This window comes from Plesiocystis pacifica SIR-1 (assembly GCF_000170895.1).
In the GTDB taxonomy this organism is placed as follows: Bacteria; Myxococcota_A; Polyangia; order Nannocystales; family Nannocystaceae; genus Plesiocystis; species Plesiocystis pacifica.
The window spans coordinates 128,075-150,716 of the sequence record NZ_ABCS01000005.1 but is presented as its reverse complement, the minus strand read 5'-3'; the positions used below and the strand labels follow the sequence as shown (position 1 = coordinate 150,716).

The 22,642-nt window shown below is 72.5% G+C and carries 20 protein-coding genes; 18 read left to right on the top strand and 2 right to left on the bottom strand.

Annotation, left to right across the window (positions count from 1 at the left end; genetic code table 11):
• Positions 1-43 precede the first annotated feature (43 nt).
• From PPSIR1_RS41775 to PPSIR1_RS04230, 3 genes are all read left to right on the top strand, one after another.
• On the top strand, positions 44-1,912 hold the full coding sequence (locus PPSIR1_RS41775; RefSeq protein ID WP_006969751.1) for a DUF885 domain-containing protein: 1,869 nt from the start codon (positions 44-46) through the stop codon (positions 1,910-1,912).
• Complete coding sequence (locus tag PPSIR1_RS04235; protein WP_006969750.1) at positions 1,909-3,669, top strand: hypothetical protein; 1,761 nt, start codon at positions 1,909-1,911, stop codon at positions 3,667-3,669. The genes PPSIR1_RS41775 and PPSIR1_RS04235 overlap by 4 nt, the downstream gene beginning before the upstream one ends.
• 102 nt (positions 3,670-3,771) lie before the next feature.
• A complete protein-coding gene (locus PPSIR1_RS04230; protein ID WP_045115362.1) occupies positions 3,772-4,734 on the top strand; it encodes an isopenicillin N synthase family dioxygenase in 963 nt (320 codons plus the stop codon).
• Between the two features lie 229 nt (positions 4,735-4,963).
• Here the strand turns inward: PPSIR1_RS04230 and PPSIR1_RS04225 are convergent, their stop codons facing one another.
• Entirely contained in the window at positions 4,964-6,184 is a 1,221-nt protein-coding gene (locus tag PPSIR1_RS04225; RefSeq protein ID WP_006969748.1) for a hypothetical protein, read from the bottom strand.
• 121 nt (positions 6,185-6,305) lie between these two features.
• On the opposite strand from PPSIR1_RS04225, the gene PPSIR1_RS04220 reads away from it, so the two are divergent.
• The gene (locus PPSIR1_RS04220; RefSeq protein WP_006969747.1) at positions 6,306-7,208 is read left to right on the top strand and encodes an AraC family transcriptional regulator; all 903 of its coding nucleotides are present in this window, start codon (positions 6,306-6,308) and stop codon (positions 7,206-7,208) included.
• A 4-nt stretch (positions 7,209-7,212) separates the two neighbouring features.
• On the opposite strand, the gene PPSIR1_RS04215 is transcribed toward PPSIR1_RS04220, so the two are convergent.
• Positions 7,213-7,830, bottom strand: a complete 618-nt coding sequence (locus PPSIR1_RS04215; RefSeq protein WP_006969746.1) for a DUF4328 domain-containing protein — start codon at positions 7,828-7,830, stop codon at positions 7,213-7,215.
• Positions 7,831-8,267: 437 nt separating this feature from the next.
• On the opposite strand from PPSIR1_RS04215, the gene PPSIR1_RS49960 reads away from it, so the two are divergent.
• The 14 genes from PPSIR1_RS49960 to PPSIR1_RS04145 are packed head-to-tail and all read left to right on the top strand — an operon-like array spanning position 8,268 to position 22,640.
• Positions 8,268-10,520, top strand: a complete 2,253-nt coding sequence (locus PPSIR1_RS49960; protein WP_006969745.1) for a phage tail sheath C-terminal domain-containing protein — start codon at positions 8,268-8,270, stop codon at positions 10,518-10,520.
• Positions 10,521-10,530: 10 nt separating this feature from the next.
• Positions 10,531-10,932, top strand: coding sequence for a hypothetical protein (locus tag PPSIR1_RS04205; protein ID WP_006969744.1), 402 nt, complete (start codon positions 10,531-10,533; stop codon positions 10,930-10,932).
• Between the two features lie 31 nt (positions 10,933-10,963).
• Positions 10,964-11,488, top strand: a complete 525-nt coding sequence (locus tag PPSIR1_RS41765; RefSeq protein WP_006969743.1) for a hypothetical protein — start codon at positions 10,964-10,966, stop codon at positions 11,486-11,488.
• Entirely contained in the window at positions 11,481-12,467 is a 987-nt protein-coding gene (locus PPSIR1_RS47350) for a hypothetical protein (protein ID WP_006969742.1), read from the top strand. The genes PPSIR1_RS41765 and PPSIR1_RS47350 overlap by 8 nt, the downstream gene beginning before the upstream one ends.
• The gene (locus PPSIR1_RS04190; RefSeq protein WP_006969741.1) at positions 12,464-13,120 is read left to right on the top strand and encodes a DUF6046 domain-containing protein; all 657 of its coding nucleotides are present in this window, start codon (positions 12,464-12,466) and stop codon (positions 13,118-13,120) included. Before PPSIR1_RS47350 ends, PPSIR1_RS04190 begins: the two co-directional genes overlap by 4 nt.
• Entirely contained in the window at positions 13,120-14,142 is a 1,023-nt protein-coding gene (locus PPSIR1_RS04185) for a hypothetical protein (RefSeq protein ID WP_006969740.1), read from the top strand. The genes PPSIR1_RS04190 and PPSIR1_RS04185 overlap by 1 nt, the downstream gene beginning before the upstream one ends.
• Positions 14,139-14,822: a hypothetical protein gene (locus PPSIR1_RS04180; RefSeq protein ID WP_006969739.1), complete on the top strand. Its 684-nt coding sequence runs from the start codon at positions 14,139-14,141 to the stop codon at positions 14,820-14,822. The genes PPSIR1_RS04185 and PPSIR1_RS04180 overlap by 4 nt, the downstream gene beginning before the upstream one ends.
• Positions 14,822-15,223: a PAAR domain-containing protein gene (locus PPSIR1_RS04175; protein WP_006969738.1), complete on the top strand. Its 402-nt coding sequence runs from the start codon at positions 14,822-14,824 to the stop codon at positions 15,221-15,223. The genes PPSIR1_RS04180 and PPSIR1_RS04175 overlap by 1 nt, the downstream gene beginning before the upstream one ends.
• Before the next feature lie 8 nt (positions 15,224-15,231).
• Entirely contained in the window at positions 15,232-15,696 is a 465-nt protein-coding gene (locus PPSIR1_RS04170) for a hypothetical protein (RefSeq protein ID WP_006969737.1), read from the top strand.
• Entirely contained in the window at positions 15,693-17,432 is a 1,740-nt protein-coding gene (locus PPSIR1_RS04165; RefSeq protein WP_006969736.1) for a baseplate J/gp47 family protein, read from the top strand. Before PPSIR1_RS04170 ends, PPSIR1_RS04165 begins: the two co-directional genes overlap by 4 nt.
• On the top strand, positions 17,429-18,748 hold the full coding sequence (locus tag PPSIR1_RS04160; protein WP_006969735.1) for a hypothetical protein: 1,320 nt from the start codon (positions 17,429-17,431) through the stop codon (positions 18,746-18,748). The genes PPSIR1_RS04165 and PPSIR1_RS04160 overlap by 4 nt, the downstream gene beginning before the upstream one ends.
• A gap of 7 nt (positions 18,749-18,755) precedes the next feature.
• Positions 18,756-19,325 (top strand): hypothetical protein, encoded by a 570-nt coding sequence (locus PPSIR1_RS04155; RefSeq protein ID WP_006969734.1) that lies wholly within the window; start codon positions 18,756-18,758, stop codon positions 19,323-19,325.
• 11 nt (positions 19,326-19,336) lie between these two features.
• Positions 19,337-20,278: a hypothetical protein gene (locus tag PPSIR1_RS04150; protein WP_006969733.1), complete on the top strand. Its 942-nt coding sequence runs from the start codon at positions 19,337-19,339 to the stop codon at positions 20,276-20,278.
• Positions 20,279-20,285: 7 nt separating this feature from the next.
• On the top strand, positions 20,286-22,640 hold the full coding sequence (locus PPSIR1_RS04145) for a hypothetical protein (RefSeq protein WP_006969732.1): 2,355 nt from the start codon (positions 20,286-20,288) through the stop codon (positions 22,638-22,640).
• Positions 22,641-22,642 lie beyond the last annotated feature (2 nt).

The window sequence follows — 22,642 nt, the reverse complement described above, 5'->3', positions numbered from 1 at the left end:
GCTTGCGCGGATTGCCCGGGCCTGAAATCCTTCCGTCGCGTCCATGCCCCGCCCGTCCTCGCTCTCCCGTCTCGCGCTCTTCGCCTCTTTCGTCGCCCTCACGGCTTGCCGCCCGGGGCCCGACGCGGACCCGACGGACGCGGTGACGCCGACGGAGACCGAGGACACCGACGCGGGCCGGGCCGAGGCGATCGCGGACGCGGTCGTCGGCGTCGACGACCCGCAGCTCCGGGAGCTGCTCGCCGAGCACTGGGGCAGCACCCTCGACCACAGCCCCTACTACGGCGCGCCGGGCTGGGGCGAGTACGGCCCGGCTGGGCGCGAGGCGGGTCGGGAGCGGCGCGAGCGGTGGCTGGCGGCCCTCGACACCATCGAGGCCAACGCGAGCCTGAGCGAGCGCGACGCGATCACGGCGGCGACCTTCCGGGCCCAGCTCGAGAGCAGCCGCGCGGCGGAGGTGTGCGAGTACTGGTCGTGGTCGATCTCCCTCAACACCAACCCCGTCGAGGTGATCAACGGCGCCTTTGGCCGGGCCTACCTCGTCGACGCCGCCGCCGGTGAGGCGGAGCTCGAGCGCCTGCGCGCCTACGGGCCCGTGGTCGACGCGTGGATCGCCGACTTGCGCGACGGCCTGAGCCGCGGCCGGGTCGCCGACCGCGAGACCCTCGAGCGCGTCGCCGAGCTGCTCGACTCGCAGCTGGGCACCGAGGCCCAGGGCTGGGGCTTGTTCATCGAGGCCGGGGACAAGCTCGAGGCTCAACGAGCGGGCTGGACCGCCGAGCAGCGGGCGGCCTTCGAGGCCGATCTCGAAGCGGTGATCGACGGCGAGCTCCGCCCCGGGGTGGACCGCTTCGCCGCCCTGGTCCGCGACGAGCTGCTCGGGGCCGCGCGCGGCCCCGAGGCCGTGGGCATCGGCGCCCTGCCCGAGGGCGCGGCCTGCTACGAGGCGATGATCCTCCGGCACCTCAGCGAGCCGCGCACGGCCGAGGACATCCACGCTTTGGGCCTGCAGGAGATCGCGCGCATCGACGCGGAGTTCGAGCGCCTGGGCGCGTCCGTATTCGGCGAGGCGCTCGTCAAAGAGGGCGGGCGCGCGGCGGTGCTCGAGCGCCTGCGCACCGATCCGGCCCTGTACTTCGACAGCCCGGAGGCCGTCGAGGCCTTCGCCCAGGACAGCCTCGCGGCCGCCACCGCCGAGCTGCCCAAGTGGTTCAACGCGCTGCCCGAGGCCCCCTGCGAGGTCAAGCGCATCCCCGACTACCAGGCGCCCTTCACCTACGTCGGCTACTACGGCCCGCCGACCCCCGACGAGGCCATCGGCTACTACTACGTCAACACCTCCAAGCCGACGACGCGGCCGCGCTTTCAGGCCCGGGCGCTCGCGGTCCACGAGGCCGTGCCGGGGCACCACCTGCAGATCGCCCTGAGCCTCGAGCTCGACGAGCTGCCCATGGTCCGGCGGACCGCCGGGGTGACCGTGTTCGTCGAGGGCTGGGCGCTGTACACCGAGCGCCTCGCCGACGAGATGGGCCTGTACCGCGACGACCTCGACCGCCTCGGGGCGCTGAGCTACGAGGCCTGGCGGGCGTCTCGGCTGGTCGTCGACGCGGGCATGCACAGCAAGGGCTGGACCCGCGAGCAGGCCCGGGCCTTCATGCGCGAGCACACCGCCCTGGCCGAGACCAACATCGTCAACGAGGTCGACCGCTACGTCGGTTGGCCGGGGCAGGCGCTCGGCTACAAGTACGGCCAGCTCGAGATCTTGAAGCTGCGCGCCGAGGCCGAGGCCGCGCTCGGAGACCGCTTTGACATCGCCGCCTTCCACGACCAGGTGCTCGGGGCCGGGGCCGTGAGCTTGCCGGTGCTCCGCCGTCGGGTGCGGGCCTGGGTCGCGGCGCAGGGGCGCGGATGATCGGGCTGGCGCTGCGCGCTTGCCTGGCGTCGGCGCTGGCGCTGGCGCTGACCGAGGCTCCGGACGAGGCCGAGGCGCCAGCGCCGGGGACCAGCGTGGTCGACTCGGGCGATCCGGGCCGGGCGATCGAGCTCCCCCAGGACGCGCAGGGCGGAGACGAGCGGGTCCGCTCGCTCTACTTCGACGGCGAAGAGCGCGTGGTCGCGGGCGGCAAGGGCAGCCTGTTCGTCGTCGACCGCGACGGCCAGGCGCTGCGCGAGGCCCTCGAGGGGGCCCAGGGCGAGTCGGTGTTCATCGACGCCGACGGCAGCCGGGGCCTGGGCGGGGATCTGGCCGTGTTTGTGGCCGCCGACGGCGGGGTCGTGCGCTGGAGCCCGGGCAGCGTCGCCGAGGATCGGGTCCCGCTGCTCGAGGGCGACGAGCTCGTGGCCGTGGCCGTGGACTCCGGCGGCTTCATCTACGCCATCGGCAAGACCCGGGCGCTCTACGAGCGCGGCAACCTGCGCTGGCGGGTCTACCCCTACCCCGAGACCCTGCGCCCCCTCGACGCCGCCGCGACCCCGGGCGGGACCATCCACCTCGTCGGCCGCGACGGCATGCTGGTCCGCTTCCGCGACGGCGAGTGGGATCGGCCGCTGCTCCCGGGGCTCTCGCCCGAGTCCATCGAGGCGCCGTGGACCGACGCCTGGTACAGCGACGTGACGCAGACCCTGTGGGTCCGGGCCGGGCGCGACCGCCTGCTCGAGCTGCGCGTGGGCGAGCTGCGCGTGAGCCTGAGCGAGGCGGCCGAGCCGACTGAGCCAAAGGCGGAGGCGGAGGCCGAAGCCGAAGCTGAAGCGGAGGCTGCCGCCGAAGGCCCGCGCCCCAACCCGCTGCGCGTGCTCGGCACGGTCCCCGTCCGCGAGCACCCCATCCCCCTCGGCCCGCCCCGCGCCGACGAGCCACCGCCGAGCTTCGCGGGCCTCGCCGGGATCTCGGCGGCCACCGGCGATCGGGTGGTCGCGACCGCCGGCGGGCAGCTGTGGCTGTTCGAGCGCGACCGCTTCGTGCTCATCGACGGCGAGGTCGGCCTGGTCCACGCGCTGACCGTCGACGAGGCCGAAGACCGGGCCTGGATCGCCAGCCAGGCCGGGCTCAGCGTGCACCAGCTGCGCGCCGTGGGCGAGGCGCCGGCGGACGATCCCCTGCCCATCGAAGATCAGCGCCTGCTCGATCGCCTCGCCCGGCGCGAGGCTCGCGAGGCCCAGAGCGACGCCCTGCCCGAGATCTTCTGGATGCCGACGCTGCGCATCGACAACGGGGTGACCTTCCCCCTCGGCGCGCGCCCGCCCTCGGCCTACTCCCTCGAGGTCGGCGCCGGGGCCATGCTCGCGCCCCTGGACCGCGACCGCGGCCCGACGCTGTGGGTGTGGCCCGAGCTCGCCTACCGGCTCGAGCGCCACGAGAGCCGCGGCGGCCACCTGTTCGACGTCGGCGTGGGCCTGGGCTTCGGCACCCACGTGATCGCGGCCTACTACCGCCCGCGCCTGGTGCTGGGCGGCATCGACGTGGGCAACGACGGCGAGCCCGGGGTCTACGGCCTGCGCCACGGCCTCGCCCTCGAGGCGCTGTGGGGCGTGCTCGGCCTCGAGTTCAGCCACCAGTACCTGGGCAGCAACGAAGGCTCGCTCACCGACCTGCGCCTGGGCGTGAGCGTGAACCTCGTGCCCCTGGTCTGGGGGGCGATCTTGTGGGCCACGCTGCCCACCAACCGCTGAATCCGCAGAGCCCGCGAGGGGCGCAAGTTCGTCGCGCGGGCGGTCTTTTGCGGCCGCAGCCGCCGTGATATCGAGGCCCCGATGACCGAGGCCTCCCCCGACATCGTCGCGAAGATTCCCCAGCTGGACATCCGCCGCTTCGACCGTGGTGACGACGCGGACCGCAGCGCCTTCGTCGCGGATCTGGGCGACTCCCTGCGGACCTGGGGCTTCGTCGGCATCCGCGGCCACGAGCTCGACGAGGCCCTGATCGCCCGGGCCTACGCGGTCCTCGAGGGCTTCTTCTCCCTGCCCACGGACGACAAGATGGCCCTGCACGTCGAGGGCGGCGCGGGCCAGCGGGGCTACACGGCCTTCGGCGTCGAGCAGGCCAAGGACGCGAGCGTGCCGGACCTCAAGGAGTTCTGGCACGTCGGCCGCGACGTGCCCGAGGGCAGCGACTGGGGCGACTCCATGGCGCCCAACGTGTGGCCCGATGACGACCTGGTGCCCGGCTTCCGCGACACCCTCAGCGAGCTCTACGCGGCCCTGGACGATCTCAGCCGCCGGGTGCTCCGGGCCATCGCGCTGCACCTGGGCCTGCCCGGCGACTACTTCGAGACCGTCGTCGACCACGGCAACTCGATCCTGCGGCCGATCCACTACCCGGCCCTGGGCGGCGAGCAGGGGGCCGACGGGGCCGTGCGCGCGGCGGCCCACGGCGACATCAACTTGATCACCTTGCTGGTCGGCTCGGGCGAGCCGGGCCTGCAGCTGCTCGCCCGCAGCGGCGAGTGGATCCCCGTGTCGACCATCGAGGGCGTGGTCGTGTGCAACGTCGGGGACATGCTCGAGCGCCTGACCAACGACGTGCTGCCCTCGACCATCCACCGCGTGGTCAACCCGCCCGAGCCGTGGCGCAGCAAGCCGCGCTACTCGGTCCCCTTCTTCGTCCACCCCAACTCGGAGTTCTCCATCGAGACCCTCAGCGGGTGCGTCAGCGACGAGCGGCCCAACGCCTACCCCGAGCCGATCAACGCCGACGCGTTCCTGCGGCAGCGCCTGCGCGAGATCGGGCTGGGCTAGGCGGCGGCGAGGCCACGCACGAAGCGGCCTCGGCGGGGGTTGCTAGACTGGAGAGCGAGGGTGTTGTCGCGGGTCGTGTTCTCTCTCCTGTGCGGGTTGAAGGCCTCGTGTTCGAGGCCCACCAAAGGGATAGAGAGCCCTCGACGTCGACGCCGCGCCCTATCCACGAGGCCAATCACCTCCCCGTCCAAGACCGGGCCGGGCCGGGCCCGAGCCGGCCGCGCTCGAGTCAGTAATCCCAGCAGTTGCCCACGGAGCACGACCCGATACACCACTCGTGGCCGTTGCCCGTGGGTCCCTCCTCCATGTCCAGTCGCTTTTGGGCGTCGGTGCAGAAGATCCCGTGATCCCCAGGGGCGGCGTTGCTCGTGATCGAGAAGTTCGAGGACTTATAGCTCGCCCCAGACTGCCCGATTCCGTCCGCCCACGAGCCCAAGCTGACGATGTTGATCGCCTTCGCGCGCCCCGGGAGCATGGGGCTACCCAGGATGGTCACGCCCACGTAGTAGCCGCTGGCGAGGTTCCAGTCCCAGTCGTCGGAGCCGTAGTCCATGTGGACCTGCACGGGGTTGTCTCCGTGGCACTCGTAGGCGAAGCCCCGGATGCGGTGGCTGGGGGTCGAAAAGGAGTGATTGTTCCAGGCGTTGACGCGCATGGTCACCGCGGTCAGGTCGCCGACGATCGCGGCGCCACCGGTCACTGTCGGCATGCAGGCGCCCGTGGCGATGTCCGTGAGCGCGAGATCGTAGTCGCAGTCCCCGGCGTTGCAGTACCAGTAGTCGCGATGGGTCGTGTGGAGGCCCGTGTTGTTGCCACAGGTCGCCGCGCTGGTGTAGCCCTTACCGTAGACCGATCGGGCCGTGGCGACCTGGCTCGCGGTGCAGGTCCCCCAGGCGTGGGGCTCGTGCTCGGCCGCAGCGCCGTCGTAGCCAAGCTCGAGGGCCTGCGCGACCTTTTCGTGGACCTCGGCGCGGAGGCTGTCGATGCGCGCGGGGCTGTCGAGGAGCTCGAGATCCGCCTCGGTGGCCCGGGCCAGGAGGCGCTCGGGGACCGCCCGCGGGGCGTCCGCGATGGCGACCCATGCCTCGACGGGGCTCAGGGTCTCGGCGGTGTCCATGTCGATGATCGGGGTGTCCGCCTCGGTCCCCGAGATCATCAGCATGACTTCGCCGCGGCTATCGTCCGGGGCTCGCCACTCGACCGCGGAGGTCCCCCGCTGCACCCGGGCGAGGAGCGGCGGGAGCCGTTCGGGCTCCCTCGCCCCGAGCTCGTCGTCGGGTGTCGCGTCGACCTCGTAGATCCCGTCCTCGGTGACCGTCGTGATGATCGTTCGGTCTTCGTCGTCGTCCTGCTCAGGCTCGAGGTCACAGGCGACAATGGCCGTTAGTGACAACATGGCGAGGTACAAGGGTGCCTTGGATCGGCCGTTGGTGGTGTGCTGGTTAGCCATCACTGGCGTAATACCGACGGCGAGTGAGTGGATTAACTGCGCCTCGAAAAACCTCCTCAGCGATGCCGAGCAAGATCGGTCAGGCTTTTTCGACCCAGATGGGCCATGGTCGGTGGGCCCGATGCGCCCGACCGAGACCGCCAGCAGCTTCTACGCCCGCCGCGTCGAGCGGACCCTGGCGTTCATCGAGGCCCACCTCGACGAAGCCCTGCCGGTGGCGCGCCTGGCCGAGGTCGCGGGGCTGTCGAAGTTTCACTTTCACCGCCAGTTCCGCGCCCACGTCGGCGTGCCGGTGGCCCGCTTCGTCGCGCGCTTGCGCCTGCGCCGGGCCGCCCAGCAGCTCGCCTTCAGCCCCGAGCTGAGGGTGCTCGACGTCGCCCTGAGCGCGGGCTTCGACAGCCCCGAGGCCTTCGCCCGGGCCTTCCGCGCGGTCCAGGGTCAGTCGCCCACGGCCTTTCGCCGCGCGCCAGACTGGCCGCGCTGGCACGCGCAGTTCGAGCTGCCCCGAGCCCTCCACCACAGCCACGCCGCCATGTCCGACGCCGCCACCCCGATCCTCCGCACCCTCGACCCCATCCCCGTCGCCGCCCTCGAGCACCGCGGCCCCCCGGCGACCTTGATGGCCTCGGTCCAGCGCTTCATCGCCTGGCGCCGGGGCAGCCAGGCCGCGCCCGAGCCGAGCACGCGCACCCTCGGGGTGCTCTACGACGACCCCGAGAGCGTCGCGCCCGAGGACTTTCGCTTCGACGTGTGCGCCGAGCTGGCGCGATCGCTGGACGGCGACGCGCGGGCGCGCGAGGCCGGCGTGGTCGCCAAGACCATCGCCGGGGGTCGCTACGCCGTCGCCCGCCACCGCGGGTCCACGGACGCCATCGGCGAGACCGTGATGGGCCTGTACCGCGACTGGCTCCCAGGCAGCGGCGAGCGGGTCCGCGACGCGCCGCTGGTGTTCCACTACATCGAGCGCGTGCCCCGGGTGGCCGAGCACGAGCAGGTCACGGACGTCTACCTGCCGCTCGTTTGATGGACTACTTGGTCACGGCCTCGCGGACCTTGTAGACGATCAGCACGAGCATCGCCCAGGCCGCGGTGTCGATCAGGAAGTAGGGCCAAAAGGTCGCCTCCATGGCCATGAGCTGGTCCGCGGAGAGCATGTCGTAGATCTCGTCGGGCATGCGCGACATCTGCCGTCCGAGGTTCTGGGCGCCGTTGAGGGGCATGTTGATCAGCCACAGGATCCACCAGATCCCCGCGAGCATCTTCTTTTCGCCGAGCTTGTCGAGGATGTCGCGGACGCCCAGCCACGGCAGCACGACGTTGGCGAAGGGGATGAACCAGCCCAGCGAGGCCAGGCCCGGGCCGAGCTTGGTGTCCTTGCCGCTGGCGCGGATCGCCTTGGTCGCGCGGAAGGTCCAGATGATGAACAGGATCATGCCGACGAAGGCGGCGAGGTTCTCGACGCCGAGCAAGGCGGCGTCGATGCTCTGCATGCGATCGAACTGCTCGGCGGTGATCTCTCCGGGCGGCGGGTCCGTCAGGCGGAAGACCAGGAAGCTGATCACGCGCATGCTGGCGCGCGCGCCCAAGAAGATCAGCAGCGCGCCGCTGATGCCTCGGACCTTGGCGTAGGGATCGTTGGTGGTCATCGGCGGGACCATACACGGAAGTGGCGTGAAGGGCGCGAAGGGAATTGTGGGTCGTTTTGGTCCGCCGGGGTGACAACAGTAGAGGGCCGAGAGTCGAGTGAATTAAATGCAGTCATCATGGATTTTTGGAGAGTCATTTTTGAATACACTTTAAACAGTCACTGTGTGTTGCACCCGACGTGGAGGTTGGGAGGGGAGGATGGGAAAGCCACGATATCGTGACCTGAGAGCGTTAGCGGAGCGTTATTAACCCGTTGTCCGCGACTTGCGCAGCATGCTAGGGTGCGCAGCACCTCGCTGTTGGGGAATCGAGATATCGATATTCGTCGAGTCTAGGAGCTCGGATGCCGCAAGCACTAGTCGTTCCAGGAGTCAGCGTCGCTACGCGCTTCGAAGTCAGGCCACCTCTGCCGTCGCGCACGGGGATCCTCGGCGCCGTGGGGATCGTCGATCTCGACCCCGGCGAGGGGCCCGTCGCCGTCACCACGAGCCAGGAGTTGCTGGCGCTGTTCGGCCCGGCGACCCGCTATAGCTTCCCAGAGGCGCTCTCAGCCCTCGCAAACGGGGTCTCTCAGCTGATCGTATCCCCGGTCGACGAGAGCGCCGGGGTCCCGGCCGCGCTCGAGCTGTTCGACGACGAGCTGCCCAGCCCCGACAAGGTCGCGCTGCTGCGGGCCCGGGCCGTGGGCCCGTGGGGCAACCGGCTCTCGGTCCGGGTGACCCGGGCCTTCGCCGCCGACGGGGTGACCGTCAGCCGGGTGCACCTCGATCTTCTATACGACGGCGCGGTGATCGAGCGTCACCGCAACCTGGTCTTCCGGGCCGGCGACGACAACGACTTCTTCCGGCGCATCAACGCCGAGAGCCAGACCATCGTCGCCCTCGATCCGGTGTTCATGACCGACCTGCCGGCGCTGCTGGCCACGGCCACGCCCATCGCCCACGCGCCGGCTCAGGCCGCGATCGGGACGATCGTCGGCTCGGGCGGTCCGCTCATCGATCTCGAGGCCACGGACTCGGGCGAGGCCGGCAACGGCGTGGCCTTCTCCGTCGCGCCGGGTCGGGCCAGCCGCAGCTTCCCCGACGCCGAGGGCAACGCCGCGCTGACCGTCCGCGCGGCCGATGCCGGGTCCGCGGGCACGAGCATCTCCGTCGAGATCGTGGCGGCACCGGGCGGCGGCATCTCGCTGACCGTCGGGGGCATGGCCGGCGGGCCGGCGGTGCACGTGGCCGAGACCCTGACCGCGCTCGTCGACGCCCTCGCGGCCCACGGGCAGATCGTCGCGGAGGCCACCGGCGCGGTGCTGCCCGTGGCGACCGGCGGCGCCCTGAACCTCGAGGCCACGGTCAGCGTGACCGTCGAGCGCGTGGGCGTCAGCACCTCGGTACTGAGCGATCTGGCCAGCGCCCAGGCCATCGTCGACGCCCTCAACGACGACGGCCACGTCCAGGCCGCGCTGCGGGACGCCGGCGACGCCGACTTGCTGCCCCTGGCCACTTCGGACAACGCCGGCCGGCTCCACGGGGGCCGGGACGCCGGGCGGGCCCTGGGCCTGCGCGGGCGGACCAACACCGACGACGACGTCGCCGTGCTCGTGCCGGCGCCGAGCGCTGGGGCCGACGCGACCCGACTGCGGGTCCGCGTGCTCACGGGGTCTCGCGCCGGGACCGTGCGCCTGGTCGTCGGGGTCCAGACCGACGACGGCTTCGCGCCCCGCGAGGACTTCGACGGCCTGACCATGGACCCGGACCCCAAGGCCGGCCGCTACCTGGTCACCGCCCTGGCCGAGGACAGCACCCTCGTCCGGGCCATCGACCGCTTCCGCCCCGCCGGGGCCAAGAGCTGGCCGCGGGCCCTGAGCGACGCCAAGTCCTTCGCCGGGGGGGCCTCGCCGGGTACGGGGGCGTGGACCGACGCCGTCGACGCGCTCGCGGCCGAGGAGGCCGTCGACATGCTGCTCGCCGGGCTCCAGGGCTGGGCCGACGCCGACCTCGACCACCTCGCCGTCCAGCGCCACATGCTCGGGCACGCCCGGGCCCAGGCCGACAAGGCCCGGCCGCGCATCGTGATCGGCTCGATCGCGCCGAGCGAGGAGGGCGACGTCAAGGCCATCGTCGCCCACGCCGGCGAGGTCGGGGACCGCCGCTTCGTGCTGTGCACCCCCGCAGGCAGCGAGGGGGCCGTCGCCGGCTTGCTCGGCCACCTCGAGTACTTCCAGTCGCCCACCTTCAAGGGCATCGCCGCCCTCGGGGTGCCGCTGCACCGCTACCGCGACGGCGAGCTCGACAAGCTCGTCGGCGAGCAGGGCAACCTGTGCGTGGTCCAAAAGCGCCGCGGCCGGGGCACGATCTGCCTCAAGGGCATCTCGACCACCGGCGACCAGATCTCGGTCACGCGCACCGCCGACGTGTGCGTGCGCCGGGTCCAGGCCATCGCCGACCGCTTCATCGGCGAGCTCAACAACGCCGACGCCCGCAACGCGCTCAAGCAGATGATCGTTGCGACCTTCACCCAGATGGAGCGCGACGGGGCGCTGGTGCCCTCCGTCGACGGCGAGAGCCCGGCCTTCCAGGTCGACGTCTACTCGTCGCAGACCGACTTCGCCGCGGGCATCGTCCGCATCGACGTCGCGGTCCGCCCGGTCCGCGCCATCGATTACGTCTACGCCACGATCACCGTCAAGAACTGAGGAAGCCGCCATGTCGACCGTCTTCACCGCCAACAGCTCCGGCGTCCTGGTGGACAACACCAGCATCGCCGGGGTGCAGTCGATCGATTACCGGCAAGAGCGCGAGCAGGCCGAGGTCCATGGCCTCGGCAGCGACGAGCGCCTCGCCGTGTACTACGGAGCCCGACGGGTCGTCGGCCGCGTGCGCGTGGCCTCGACCAGCCCCGAGCTCGACGCGCTCTCGGCCAGCGGGGCCGCGTTCCAGATCGTCGCCAACCTCCGCCACGGCGAGGGCGGCCGCTCCGTCGCCTTCGACGAGTGCCACATGCGCAACAAGGAGTTCCGCATGGCAAGCGGCGGCCACGGCGAGACGATCTACGAGTTCACCGCGGTCCGCGTGCGCGAAGAGGACGCGGGCGGAGCGGAGGCCTGAGCCGAGCTGAAGCGCTCGGGCCGAGGTGAGCATGGGCGAGGCGAGCCACAGCCGCGAGGTGGAGATCGAGCTGCCCTGCCGGCACGAGGGTCTGCGCCTGCGCCGAGAGCTGGTCTCGGGGCGGTGGGTCCTCGACGGCTGGGGGCGGCGCGTGGTCGCTCGCGAGTGGCGCTGGGGCGAGCGTCGGCGCTTGCTCGAAGCCTGCGTCGAAGACGGGCGCCTCGACGCCGAGCGCTTCGTCAGCGGGCTCGTCGCGCTGCTGTGCGAGCCGGTCCCGCCCGTCGAGCTCCACCCGCTCTATGCCCACCTGCTCCTGGAGCTGCTCGGGGTCGACGGCCAGCGGGGCCTCCCGCGCCTCGACGCCGTCGAGCTGGCTCTGGCCCGTGACTTCGGCTGGACGGCGGGGCAGCTCGCCCGAGAGGGCGCGGTCGGCCTCGATCGTCTGGCGCGCTCGCTCGAGCCTGGGACCGCGAGGCCGCCCGCGCCCGCGGTCGCGCCACCGGAGCTCGAGGGTCCGCCCCCGGGCTGGAAGCGGATCGTGATCCAGGATGACTGAGCTCGAGTCCGCCCTGGCGGCGCAGGTCGCCGTCCTCGACTCGCTCGAGCGCCAGCTCGCCGCGCTGGCGGGGAGCGTCGGGGCGGCGCCGCCGGTCGGTGTCGCGCCGGTGGTCGAGGGTCAGGCTGGAGACGCGCGCGCGCTCGCTGCTCCGCCCGAGCGCAGCGGCGACGCTCCAGAGCGTGCGGGCGCCGACGAAGGTACGCGGGACTGGCCTAGCCAGCGCGCGGTCGAGCGCTCGTCGGATGTGGGCTCGTCCAGGGACGCCGCAACGGGCCCTGGCGATCGCAACGCCAATGAAGCGAAGCGCGGACGGGGGGAGAGCCCCTGGGCCGCGCCTTTGCGCGTGGGTCCAGCGCAGCGTGCTCCCGCTGGGGACGAAGGCTCGGCGAGCGCGGCCGAGGCTCGCTCGCCCTGGGCCGGCGGCCGCTTGGTCCTTGGAGGTCGTCGGCGAGCGGTGCGGCCGGAGCCCACCCCCGAGCAGCGGACCCCGACCTCGACCCGCGAGGCGCCCGTGGAGCTTCACCAGTCTGCGCCCGCGCCGACGGAGCCGCTGGCTTCCAACTCACCTCGTCACACAGTCGAGGCGTCCACCCTCGACGCGCCTCGCCGCGTCGCTCGAGAGCTCGCCGAGCCCCTCCCCGTGTCGAGCCGAGCCGCGCGAAGTGAAGCCGCCCTCGACACGGCAGCGCGCCCTTCGAGGCCCGCGCGCGAGCCCCTGCGCGCGAACGAGAACGCGGCCGCCTTCGACCTGCCGCCGCCCCTGCGCGCCCACGCCGTGGCCGAGACCCCCTTCGGACCCCGCGCGGGCGCGCTCGGATCGAGCGAAGACCTCCGCTTTCATCCTGCCGCTTCCGGGCACCCCGAGCCCAGCCCCGAGCCCGACCTCGACGATGAGCTCGACGCCCTCGACCAGCTCGAGGAGCGCCTCGCCGACGTGCTCGAGCGCGCGCTCTTCGAGCAGGGGGTGGAGCCGTGAGCGGGGCGGTGCCGATGATCGACGACCTGCTCTTGGAGCTGGTGTCCTCGGCCCGCCAGCGCACCCGGGCGCGCCTGGCCTCGACCCCCGTCGCCGGCCTCGCGGGCGACGTCCAGCAGCGCCTGGGCCGGGCCTCCCACGAGGTCGAGCTGCGCGGCCTGCTGGTCGGCGAGGACGCCCTCGACGAGCTCGACGCCCTCCAGGACAAGGTCGTCGAGGGCGGAGAGGTCGACTTCACGGCCGACATCACCACGGCCCTCGAGATCGAGAAGATGGTGATCGTCGAGGCGCAGTTCGAGGAGCAGGGCGGGCGGCCCAACCGCTTCGCCTACCGCATCGTGCTGCGCGAGTCGCCGCCGCTCCCCGAGCCGGCCTCGCTCTCGCCCTTCGGCGGCCTCGACGGCTTCGGCGATCTGGGCTTCGACACCGACCTGCTCGGCGACATCATGGACCAAGCCGGCGCCCTCCAGGACGTGATGGAGATGGCCGGGGACGTGCTCGCGGGCCTCGAGGCCCTCGGCGGCCTCGCCAGCCTCGACGCCGGCAACCCCCTCGAGCCGATGCAGCGCGAGGCGGGGTCCATGGAGGGCGTGGGCGGCGGAGCCAGCGACGCGGGGGCGGCCCTGCGCGAGCTCTCGGGAGGGGGCGAGTGATGCTGACGCCCGCGCTGACCCTGGACATCGGCGAGCTCCGCTACGCGCACGTCGGCCGCCTCGAGCTGCGCCGGGGCCTGCTGCCCATCGTCGATCGCCTGGTCTGCACCTTGCCCGCCGGGACGACCTTCGAGGCCGAGCCCGGGGACCCCGTCAGCCTCGAGCTCGACGGCGGGGAGGGCTCGAGCGCGGTGTTCAGCGGGACCCTCAGCGCGGTGCGTCGGGGCCTGCGGAGCCTGACCGTCACCGCCCACGGCCCAGCCCTGCAGCTCGCCCGGACCCGGCCCGCGGCCAGCCTGGAGAAGGTGACCCTGTCCGAGATCCTCGAGCGCCTGTGCGAGGAGGCCGAGGTCGAGGTCGAGATCGAGGGCGGCGACGCCCAGACGGCGCTGTTCGTGTGCGAGGGGCGCTCGACGGCCCTGGACCTGATCGGCCGGGTCTGCGCCGCGGGCGGGCTGCAGGCGGGCTTCGACGGCGAGGGCACGTTGGTCGTCGGCGAGCACGGCCCGGCGGGGGAGCACGCCCTGCGCTACGGTCGCGAGCTCGTCGACCTCGCCCACACCAGCCGCCACGCAGACCCCAACGAGGCCTACGTCGCGGGCGAGGGCGGGGGCGCGCCGGACAGCGGCGAGAGCTTGTGGGTCGCGGCCGACTTCGCGGCAGGCGGCGGGAGCCCGGCGGGCGCGGGGGTCCGCTGGCGGGCCGAGCCGCTGGCGCGCACCGTCGACGACGCCCGCTCGGCCGCCGCGAGCTGGACCGGGCGCATGCGTCGACGGGCGGCCCCGGTGCGCATGCGCTGTTGGCTGCTCCCGCAGATCGATCCCGGCGCCCGCGTCGAGCTCCACGACGCCCCCGAGCACGCTTCTTTGGCCGAGTGCCGCGTGCGTCAGGTCGTCCACCGCCTGCGTCCCGGCGCCGGGGCAGGGCGCGCGACCCAGAGCGAGCTGTGGGCCAGCGCCGAGACCGGCGGGCTGTCGGACTTCGCCGGGGCCCTCGGGGCCGCGATCGGAGGCTTGCCGTGAGCCGCGTGGGCGAGGCGATCCGCGCCCTGGCGCGCCACGAGCTCGAGCAGCGCAGCTTTTGCGAGCTCGCCGTGGTCACCTCGAGCTTCCCCGGCAGCGAGGAGCCCGACGGCCAGACCGTCAGCATCCAGCTCAAGGACTCGGGCCTGGCGATCCCGCGGGTGGCCGTGGCCGTGGGCGCGACGGGCTTCGGCGGCCTGCCCCGGGAGGGCGACGTGGTCGTGGTGCTGTTCGCCCGCGGCGACCTGGGCTCGCCCATCGTCGTCGGCCAGGTCTACTCGGACCAGCGCCGGCCCCCGAGCTTCGAGCGCGACGAGCTCAAGCTGGTCTGGCCGGGGGAGGTCGAAGACCCCGAGGCCGACGCCCTGCAGCTGTCGATCGCGCTGACGGACGAGGGCCGGGCCTTCCGCCTCGCCCTGGGCGGGGACAAGGACGCGGCCGTGCACGTGCGCGAAGGCGAGATCGAGCTGGTCGCCGGAGGCGTCAGCGTCAAGCTCAGCCACGCCAGCGACTCCGACGGCCGGGTCGAGGTGGTCGGCGGGGCCGCGAAGATCACCCTGGACCAGGACGGCGACCTGGCCCTCGAGACCGGCGGCACGCTCTCGCTGCGCGGCAAGGAGATCACCATCGAGGGCGACACCACGGTCAAGGTCAACGGCCAGAAAGTCGAGCTCAACTGATGGGCGCGCCGCTGGCCAAGCAAGACGACCAGGTGATCGCCGTGGACACCCACATCGTGATGGTGCCGAGCGCCGCGGGGCCCGTGCCCACGCCGCTGCCGCACCCCTTCACGGGCAAGCTGGCGAGCGCGCTGGCGACCACGGTCGAGGTCGGCGGCAAGCCGGCGGCCACCGTCGACTCGATCGCCGACAATTCGCCGGCCCACGTCGCGACCCCGCCGGGGACCTCGTTCCAGAGCCCGCCCGCGGACCAGGGCACGGTCACCGTCGGGAGCGGGACGGTGATGATCGCCGGCAAGGCGGCCGCCCGCGCGGGCGACACCGTCGAGACCTGCAACGACCCCGCGGACGCCCCGGTGGGCACGATCGTCGCGGGGGGAAGCGTGCTGGTGGGAGGCTGAGCAGGACCATGGCGGAGCTCGAACACCTCGGACGCGACCTCTTGGTGGCCCCCTTCTTCGCTGGCGACAGCTGGTCGACCTTCGACCTCGAGCTGCGCCCGCGCGAGGACGATCGCGGCCGTGAGCTCGGCTTGGATCTCGGCGCGGCCGGGGGCATCGACGCCCTGCGCCAGGCCCTGGTCCTGCGCCTGCTGACTCCGCGCGGCAGCCTCGAGGCCCTGGGTCACGCGGGCTACGGCAGCCGCATCCACGAGCTCATCGGTCGGGAGAACAACCGCCGCAACCGCCTGCTGTTGCGCGCGCGGGTGCTCGAGACCCTGCTCCAAGAGCCCCGGGTCGCCGAGGTCCTGGCCGTGGAGGTCAGCCCCGACGCCCTCGACGCTGGCATCGTCCACGTCCACGCCGAGGTCCGGCCCGTCGGGGCTGAAGATGAGCCGGCGGTCGCCCTCGATCTGGAGGTCGCACTACAATGAAGTTCGACGATCGCAGCTACGAGGACATCGTCCGTGACCTGTTGACCCAGCTGACCGGCGGGGTCGCCAACGAGGTCCACGTCGCCGGCGCGGACATGGACCGGCTCACCTTCCACGCCGGGCCGGTGCGTCGGGTCAGCTACCTCGCGGGCAAGGTCGAGGGCAAGCACGGCCCCGCGGACTACCGCTGGACCGAGCGGGAGTTCGCCCTGGTCGCCGCGGACGACGACCCCGACGCCTACGTCGGCGTGCAGCTGCGGCCCCGGGCGCCGCGCCCCATCGCGGGCAGCTCGGTCACGGTCAACTACTACCCGCGGCGCATGGGGCCGACGCCGATCACCGACGTCCAGGTCGGCAGCGTCGCCCGGACCATGCTCGAGACCATCGCCCGGGAGATGGCCACGCAGTACGTCCAGCTCCAGCGCGTCTACGAGTCGGCCTTCGTCGAGACCTCGACGGGGCGCAGCCTGGACCGGGTGTCCGCGCTCGTCGACACCCGGCGGATCGAAAAGGGGCACCCCGTGGGCAAGGTCCGCTTTACCCGGCGCCAGGGCGCGGCGGGGGCGATCTTCATCCCCGCCGGGACCGCCGTCACCGACGGCGGGGGGGCCCGCTACCTGACCACCGACGACGCGCGCATGCAGCCGACCCAGTCGACCGTCGAGGTCTGGGTCCACGGCGAGTCCAAGGGCACGGCGCTGGCCGAGCCGGGCGCCCTAGTGGTCATCGAGCGGGCCATCGCCGGGGTCGACCGGGTCAGCAACGAGGCCGGGACCAGCCGCGCGAGCGAGGCCGAGGGCGACGACCAGCTCGCGTCGCGGGCTCGGCGGGCGATCCACGCCGCCGGCAAGGGCACCCTCGACGCGCTGCGCTCGGGCCTCGAGGGCCTGCCCTTCGTCTCGGGCGTGTCCTTTGGCGAGTACCGCGAGGGCCCCGACTCGCCGGTCCCGATGCCCGGGATGCTGCGCGTGGACGTGGCCCTGAGCGAGGACACGCCGCGCAACCGGGCCGTGGTCGCGCGGACCATCGACGGCCTGCGCCCGGCGGGCATCCACGTCAGCCACGGCTACGCCCAGCCCCTGAACCTCGACCTGGGCGCGCGCCTGACCCTCGCGGGCAGCAAGCTCGAGTACGGCAGCCTCGACGAGCTCGAGGCCGAGGTCCGCCGGCGCCTCGAGAGCCTGGTCGGCCGCCTCGGGCCGGGCTCGACGCTCCGGCGCAGCGCGCTGATCACCGCGACGCTCGAGGACCCGCGCATCGTCGACGCCGAGCTCGACATCGTCGCCGACGGCCAGGCCGTGGCGGGCGCGAGCTTCTCCGTGCCCGGGGATCGCAGCCCCAAGGCGGCGGTCCAGTTCGCCCAGCACGCCTTCGAAGCACTCGCCGACGCGTCCGCGGCCTCCGTGATCTCGGTCCACGCCCACGTGTCCGTCGCGCCCCTGCCCCCGGGCGGGCAGTCCTCGACCGTCGAGGCCGAGCTGCGCGCGCGCCTCGAGGCCATGCTCGCGGGCCTCGGCCCCGGCGAGACCCTGGCCTTCCTCGACGTCCTCGACGCCCTGCGCGACACCGAGGGCGAGAGCCACCCGCGCTGGGTCCTGGTCAGCGAGGCCACGGTCTTGCAGCTCGACAGCGAGAGCGGCGTCTCGACCCGGCTGGTCGCGGGCGGCAGCACCGTGGTGCCCGGCGACGCCAGCTTCTCCCTCGACGCGCTCACGCTGGAGGTGCTGACCCAGTGAGCCGCCTCGACGCCATGCTCGAGCGCCTGCCGCCGCCGTGGCGCATCGAGTCCGGGAGCCGGCTGCACGAGCTGCTCTCGCTGACCTCGCTGTGGCTCGAGACCTTTGACGAGGACATGGACCGGGTCCAGCGCTCGCACTGGATCGACACGGCCTTCGACCGCCGCGACCTCGAGAAGCTCGGCGCGCTGTTCGAGATCGCCGCGCTGCCCTGGGAGCCCGACGACCTCTACCGCGAGCGCCTCAAGGCGACCATCGCCGCGCGCTTGCGGGGCGCGGTGACGCCGGAGGTGCTCGGCGAGGTGCTCGATCGGATCTTGCGGGCGGCGGACGACGCCCTGCTGCGCCGGCCGATCCGCGAGCGCGGCCAGGCGCGGCTGCGGCTCGTGGAGTTCCCCCGCCAGCGCTGCGTCTCGGCCGAGCTGCGGGCGCGCTCGGGCCTGCTCGCGCCCCTCGACCAGGTCGTGCTCGAGCACCGGGGCCTCGAGCCCAGCTCCCTCGAGGGCGCGATCTGTGGGCTGACCCGCCGGCGCAGCGTGATGCCCACCTTGATCAACCTCGCCAACGGCGACGTGGTCAGCTGGACCGGGCGCGTGCCCGCGGGCGCCGTGCTCCGGCTCATCGTCGACCCCGCCGCGGACGGCGAGGGCCCCGACCGGCTGCGCGCCGAGCTCGACGGTGTCGACGTCAGCGAGCGCCTGATGACCGGGCGAGGCTTCGACCCCGAGGGCGCGCTCCGGGGCGCGTCTGGCCTGCCCCTCGAGGTCCTCGACACCCCGGCGCCGATCCGCCTCGAGCGCGGCGCCAACCCGCTGTGGTTCGTGCCCATCGGTCGCTTCGACGAGCCGGGCTTTGACCAGGCCGTCTACTCCCTCGCGCGCCCGGAGGTCCGCCAGGCCCGGTTCGCGGCCTCGCCGACGCAGGCCGGCCCCGGGGAGGCGAGCTTCGGCCAGGCGCTGTTCTTTCAAGACCCCGCCGTGGCTCTGGACCTGTGGTGGTACGAGCGTCGGCCGGCGCGCTTCGACGTCGAGCTCGGGGACGCGGGGGAGCGCCACGAGGCCGGGGCGCGGGCCCACCCCAAGCGCGACCGCGAGCGCCTCCACGAGCTGCTCGCCGGGACCGTCGCGCTGCTGCGCGCCGCCGGGGTCGACGGTCGGCTGCGCGCCCAGACGCTGCGCGAGACCAGCCCGTGCCACGACCGCGTCACGATCTTGCGCCCGGATCAGGGCATCGAAGTCAGCGAGCAGGAGTCGCGCCTCGACGCACTCGGTGCGCTGTTCGACACCACCGCCAAGGACGGCGCGCGCTTCGAGTAGGAGGACCATGCACTCGGCCAAGCTCAACCCTTCGCACCACCTGCCCCCTCCCAGCGGCCGCCTTCGGCTCGAGCTGCGCGAGCCCGGGGGGCCGACCTTGCTGCGCCGCGCGGCCAGCAACACCGTGCTCCGCTCGGGGGCGCAGCTGCTCGCCGATCTGTTCACGGGGGCGGCGAGCGCCGCCCTCGACGGCGTCGCCCTCGGCGTGGGCGAGGAGCCCAACACCCCGCCCTACGAGCGCGCGGGCCTGCGGACCACGACCCCCGGCGGCGTCGCGCTGATCGAGGCCGCGGTCACGAGCCTCGACCCCGAGGAGTTCGAGGTCGAGGCCCTGCCCGAGGAGTATCGAATTCGGGTCTCGCTGCGCACGCTGATCCCCCCGGGCGTGGGCGTGAGCCCCGACCCCGAGGTCGAGAGCGTGCGCGTGTCCGAGGCCGCCCTCGGCGTGCTCGCCGAGGACAAGCTCAGCTTGGCCCGCGTCTACAACCGCGTGATCTTCGAACCCTTCGACAAGGGCCGGAAGCACGAGATCGCGCTCTACTGGGAGATCAGCTTCCCCTACGGACCCAGCGCCTGAGGAGCCCGACCATGAAGTACGTCAACTTCCAGTTCAACACCAAAGCGGCCATCAACCGCGACCTCAACGTCGAGCTCATCAACGAGGGGACCGGCAAGGTCGTCAAGCAGGTCAAGCCCTTCCTCGACGGCAGCCTGCGCGTCCGCGACCTCGACCCGGGGCGCTGGCGGATCAAGGTCCGCCACCCCAACCTGATCCACACGATCATCGATCGCCCCTTCCGCGTGCTCCCGGATCGCCCGACCTACGTGCCGATCCACGTGCCCACGGACATCTTCACGGACACCCAGATCCGCGACACCCCCGAGGCCGACCTCGGGCCCGAGCGCGGCCGCCTCGACGAGCTCGAGGGCGAGGCGCGCAGCCAGGCCAACAAGATCCCGGGCCAGCCGGTGTTCGCCGGCGACTGGAACAGCCTGGCCGGGACCGTCGCCGACGTCGCCAAGTCGACGGCCGACCTGTCCCAAAAGGTCAGCCCGATCGGCCACGACCACCCCGAGCTGGTCGAGAAGCTCGACGAGCTCCAGGCCAACCTCGAGCGCTTCTTCGACGTGTTCGGCAAGACCGTGGTCCAGCTCCAGCGCCAGATGCAGCAGCTCGCCCTGGACGCCCAGACCCAGCGCGCCCTCGACCAGATCCCCGAGGTCGAGCCCGCGGTCCGCGAGAAGGTCCGCAAGACCCTGGAGAACCTCGGGGGCGTGGCCAACTCGCGCCCCGACCTCTACACCCGCGAGCTCAAGCGCGCTGGCGAGAAGCTGCACGCCGACCTCGTGGCCAGCGCGGACGACGAGGTCATGGCCAAGGCCGAGTTCGCCGAGGCCCTCCAGGTCGTCCACGAGATGCGCACCCTGGTCCCCGCCACGGACTACAAGCGCGAGCTCGAGACCCACAAGCGCATCGACCAGGTCAAGTCGATGTCGAACCTGGCGATGATGTTCGCCAACCGAAAGTGAGCCCGCGATGTCCCAAGCGACCAGCCTCGAACGCATCGACGAGATCACCAGCGCGCTCGCGGACCTCGACGCCAAGCAGCGCGGGGAGCCCCTGCGCGCCGAGGACTGGAACGTCCTCGTCGGGGCCGTGCGCGAGCTCGCCAAGCTCGGCATCCACCAGGTGCAGGGCCGCGACGACGCCCTGGCCCTCGGCTACGCCCGGGCCGAGCACGCGCACAAAGGTACGGTCAGCCTCGACTGGCTCGACCCCAAGACGCGCGCTCTGGTCGAAGGCGGGAGCAAGGACTACGAGCTCGCGGGCAAGGTCGAGGCCCTCGAGCGCTCGGTCAACCAGATCGGCAGGCAGGTCGACGACCTGCGCGAGGGCTTCGACTCCCTGCGCGACCTGACCCACCGGCTGCGCGACGAGGTCCGCGGGGGCAGCAAGGACATCGACAAGTGGCGCTTCGACGTCGAGAAGTTCGCCCACCTCGAGCACGAGTTCGGCAAGCTCGACGGCAAGTTCAGCGGGCTGGGCAAGGACCTCGAGTCGGTGATCAACCTGCGCAACCAGCTCGAGGAGGCGAACATCGGCGAGATCGACGACCGCCTCGGGGCCCTCGAGGCCATGCGCACCAAGCTGATCGGCGCCGGGACCCAGATCCCCGACCTGCGCGCCCTCGAGTTCGACATCGCCAAGCTCAGCGACAAGATCGCCGGCGTCGGGACGCTGTCCATCGGCGAGGGCGAGTCCATCGACGAGGCCGCGCTCGGCAAGATGATCGACGAGCAGCTGGCCAACAAGCTCGCAGGCAGCGCGTTCGAGTCGCTCCTCGACGAGCAGCTCGCGGGCAAGCTCGGCGCCATGGATGCGAGCGCGGCGAAGATCGACGAGGCCGCCCTCGGGCCGCTCATCGACGAGCACCTCGCCTCCGAGCTCGAGGGCAAGCTCGGGGCCATGGATGCCTTCGGCGGGCGCATCGACACCCTCGAGACCACCGTCGGCGGCCACGGCAAGACCTTGAAGGGCTACGGCGAGCGGCTGAGCTCGAGCGAGGGGCAGCTCGAGGCCCAGGCGACCACCCTCGGCAACCTGGGCAAGCTCGACGGGCGCCTCGCGGGCGTCGAGGGCAAGCTCGGCGGCGTCGAGAACCAGCTGGCGACCTTGAAGCTGACCCAGCCCGGGGGCGCGAGCCTCGACGCCGAGGCCCTCGCCGGACTGGGCGCGCGGCTGTCGGGCGTCGAGGAGCAGCTCGGCAGGCTCGACGAGATCGACGGCCTCAAGACCTCCCTCGCGGACTTGAAGGTGCCCTCCCTCGAGGACTTCAGCGCGCTCAGCGGGCGCGTCGGCGAGGTCGAGGGCTCCCTCGGCACCCACGGCGCCAGCTTGGACGACCTCTCGGGCCGCGTCGGGGAGGTCGAGGCCCAGGGCGAGACCCTGGTGACCTGGCGAGGGACCATGGAGGGGGTGATGGCGAGCATGGCCGAGGGCGGGGACGCGCCCGCGGTCGACCCCGACTTCGCCGGCCGGGTCGTCGCCCTCGAGGGCCAGGTCGGCAGCCTCGAGACCTGGAAGGGCAAGACGGCCACGACCCTGGCCGACCTGGCCAAGGCCGACGCCGGGGCGAGCGAGGCCCGCGACGCCCTCGCGGGTGAGATCAGCGGCGCGGTCAGCTCGATCGCCGCGCTCGGGGACAGCCTCGCCAGCGCGACCACGGGGCTCGCCGGGCTGACCACTCGCCTGGGCAACGTCGAGACCTCGCTCAAGTCCTTCGACGGCCTGTCGACCACCATCGAGGCCCTCGACGGCAAGGTCACCAAGCTCGACACCTCGCTAAAGGGGGCGACCACGACCCTGAGCAAGCTCGGCAAGTCGACGACGACCTCGCTGAACCAGCTCGGGGCCTGGCGCAAGTCCGTGGACGGCCAGCTGGGCAACCTCGCCAAGGACCAGGCGGCCTTCGCCGACTGGCAAGACGGCGCCCAGGGGCAGCTGGCCAAGCTCGCCGAGTCCAACAAGCTGGTCGAGGGCTACGACGAGCGCCTGAGCGGGCTCGAGAGCTCGACCAAGTCCCTCGAGGCGTGGAAGACCACGACCAACACCCAGCTGGGCAAGATCGGGGCCGACGTCGCCGCGACCAAGGAGCTCTCGGGCCGGGTCGCCGGGCTCGAGGGCAACGTGGCCAAGCTCGGGACCTGGCGCGGGGGCGTCGACAACAAGCTCACGAGCCTGACCAACAAGACGACCGCGATCGACAAGAAGGCCTCGGGGCTGGCGAGCAACGTCAACACCCTCTCGGGGCTCGAGAACCGGATCAACAAGCTCGAGGCCGGGCCGGCGCTGATTCGTCGGCCGCGGGTCCCCATGCCGATCAACCGCTGACC

Bases quoted from the DNA above. Each gene is read 5' to 3' on its own strand.
- PPSIR1_RS04165 (WP_006969736.1), top strand. From the start codon at position 15,693: ATGAAGTTCGACGATCGCAGCTACGAGGACATCGTCCGTGACCTGTTG.
- PPSIR1_RS04220 (WP_006969747.1), top strand. From the start codon at position 6,306: ATGCGCCCGACCGAGACCGCCAGCAGCTTCTACGCCCGCCGCGTCGAG.
- PPSIR1_RS04170 (WP_006969737.1), top strand. From the start codon at position 15,232: ATGGCGGAGCTCGAACACCTCGGACGCGACCTCTTGGTGGCCCCCTTC.
- PPSIR1_RS04205 (WP_006969744.1), top strand. From the start codon at position 10,531: ATGTCGACCGTCTTCACCGCCAACAGCTCCGGCGTCCTGGTGGACAAC.
- PPSIR1_RS47350 (WP_006969742.1), top strand. From the start codon at position 11,481: ATGACTGAGCTCGAGTCCGCCCTGGCGGCGCAGGTCGCCGTCCTCGAC.
- PPSIR1_RS04175 (WP_006969738.1), top strand. From the start codon at position 14,822: ATGGGCGCGCCGCTGGCCAAGCAAGACGACCAGGTGATCGCCGTGGAC.
- PPSIR1_RS04185 (WP_006969740.1), top strand. From the start codon at position 13,120: ATGCTGACGCCCGCGCTGACCCTGGACATCGGCGAGCTCCGCTACGCG.
- PPSIR1_RS04215 (WP_006969746.1), bottom strand. From the start codon at position 7,830: ATGACCACCAACGATCCCTACGCCAAGGTCCGAGGCATCAGCGGCGCG.
- PPSIR1_RS41765 (WP_006969743.1), top strand. From the start codon at position 10,964: ATGGGCGAGGCGAGCCACAGCCGCGAGGTGGAGATCGAGCTGCCCTGC.
- PPSIR1_RS04155 (WP_006969734.1), top strand. From the start codon at position 18,756: ATGCACTCGGCCAAGCTCAACCCTTCGCACCACCTGCCCCCTCCCAGC.
- PPSIR1_RS04150 (WP_006969733.1), top strand. From the start codon at position 19,337: ATGAAGTACGTCAACTTCCAGTTCAACACCAAAGCGGCCATCAACCGC.
- PPSIR1_RS04145 (WP_006969732.1), top strand. From the start codon at position 20,286: ATGTCCCAAGCGACCAGCCTCGAACGCATCGACGAGATCACCAGCGCG.
- PPSIR1_RS41775 (WP_006969751.1), top strand. From the start codon at position 44: ATGCCCCGCCCGTCCTCGCTCTCCCGTCTCGCGCTCTTCGCCTCTTTC.
- PPSIR1_RS04225 (WP_006969748.1), bottom strand. From the start codon at position 6,184: ATGGCTAACCAGCACACCACCAACGGCCGATCCAAGGCACCCTTGTAC.
- PPSIR1_RS04235 (WP_006969750.1), top strand. From the start codon at position 1,909: ATGATCGGGCTGGCGCTGCGCGCTTGCCTGGCGTCGGCGCTGGCGCTG.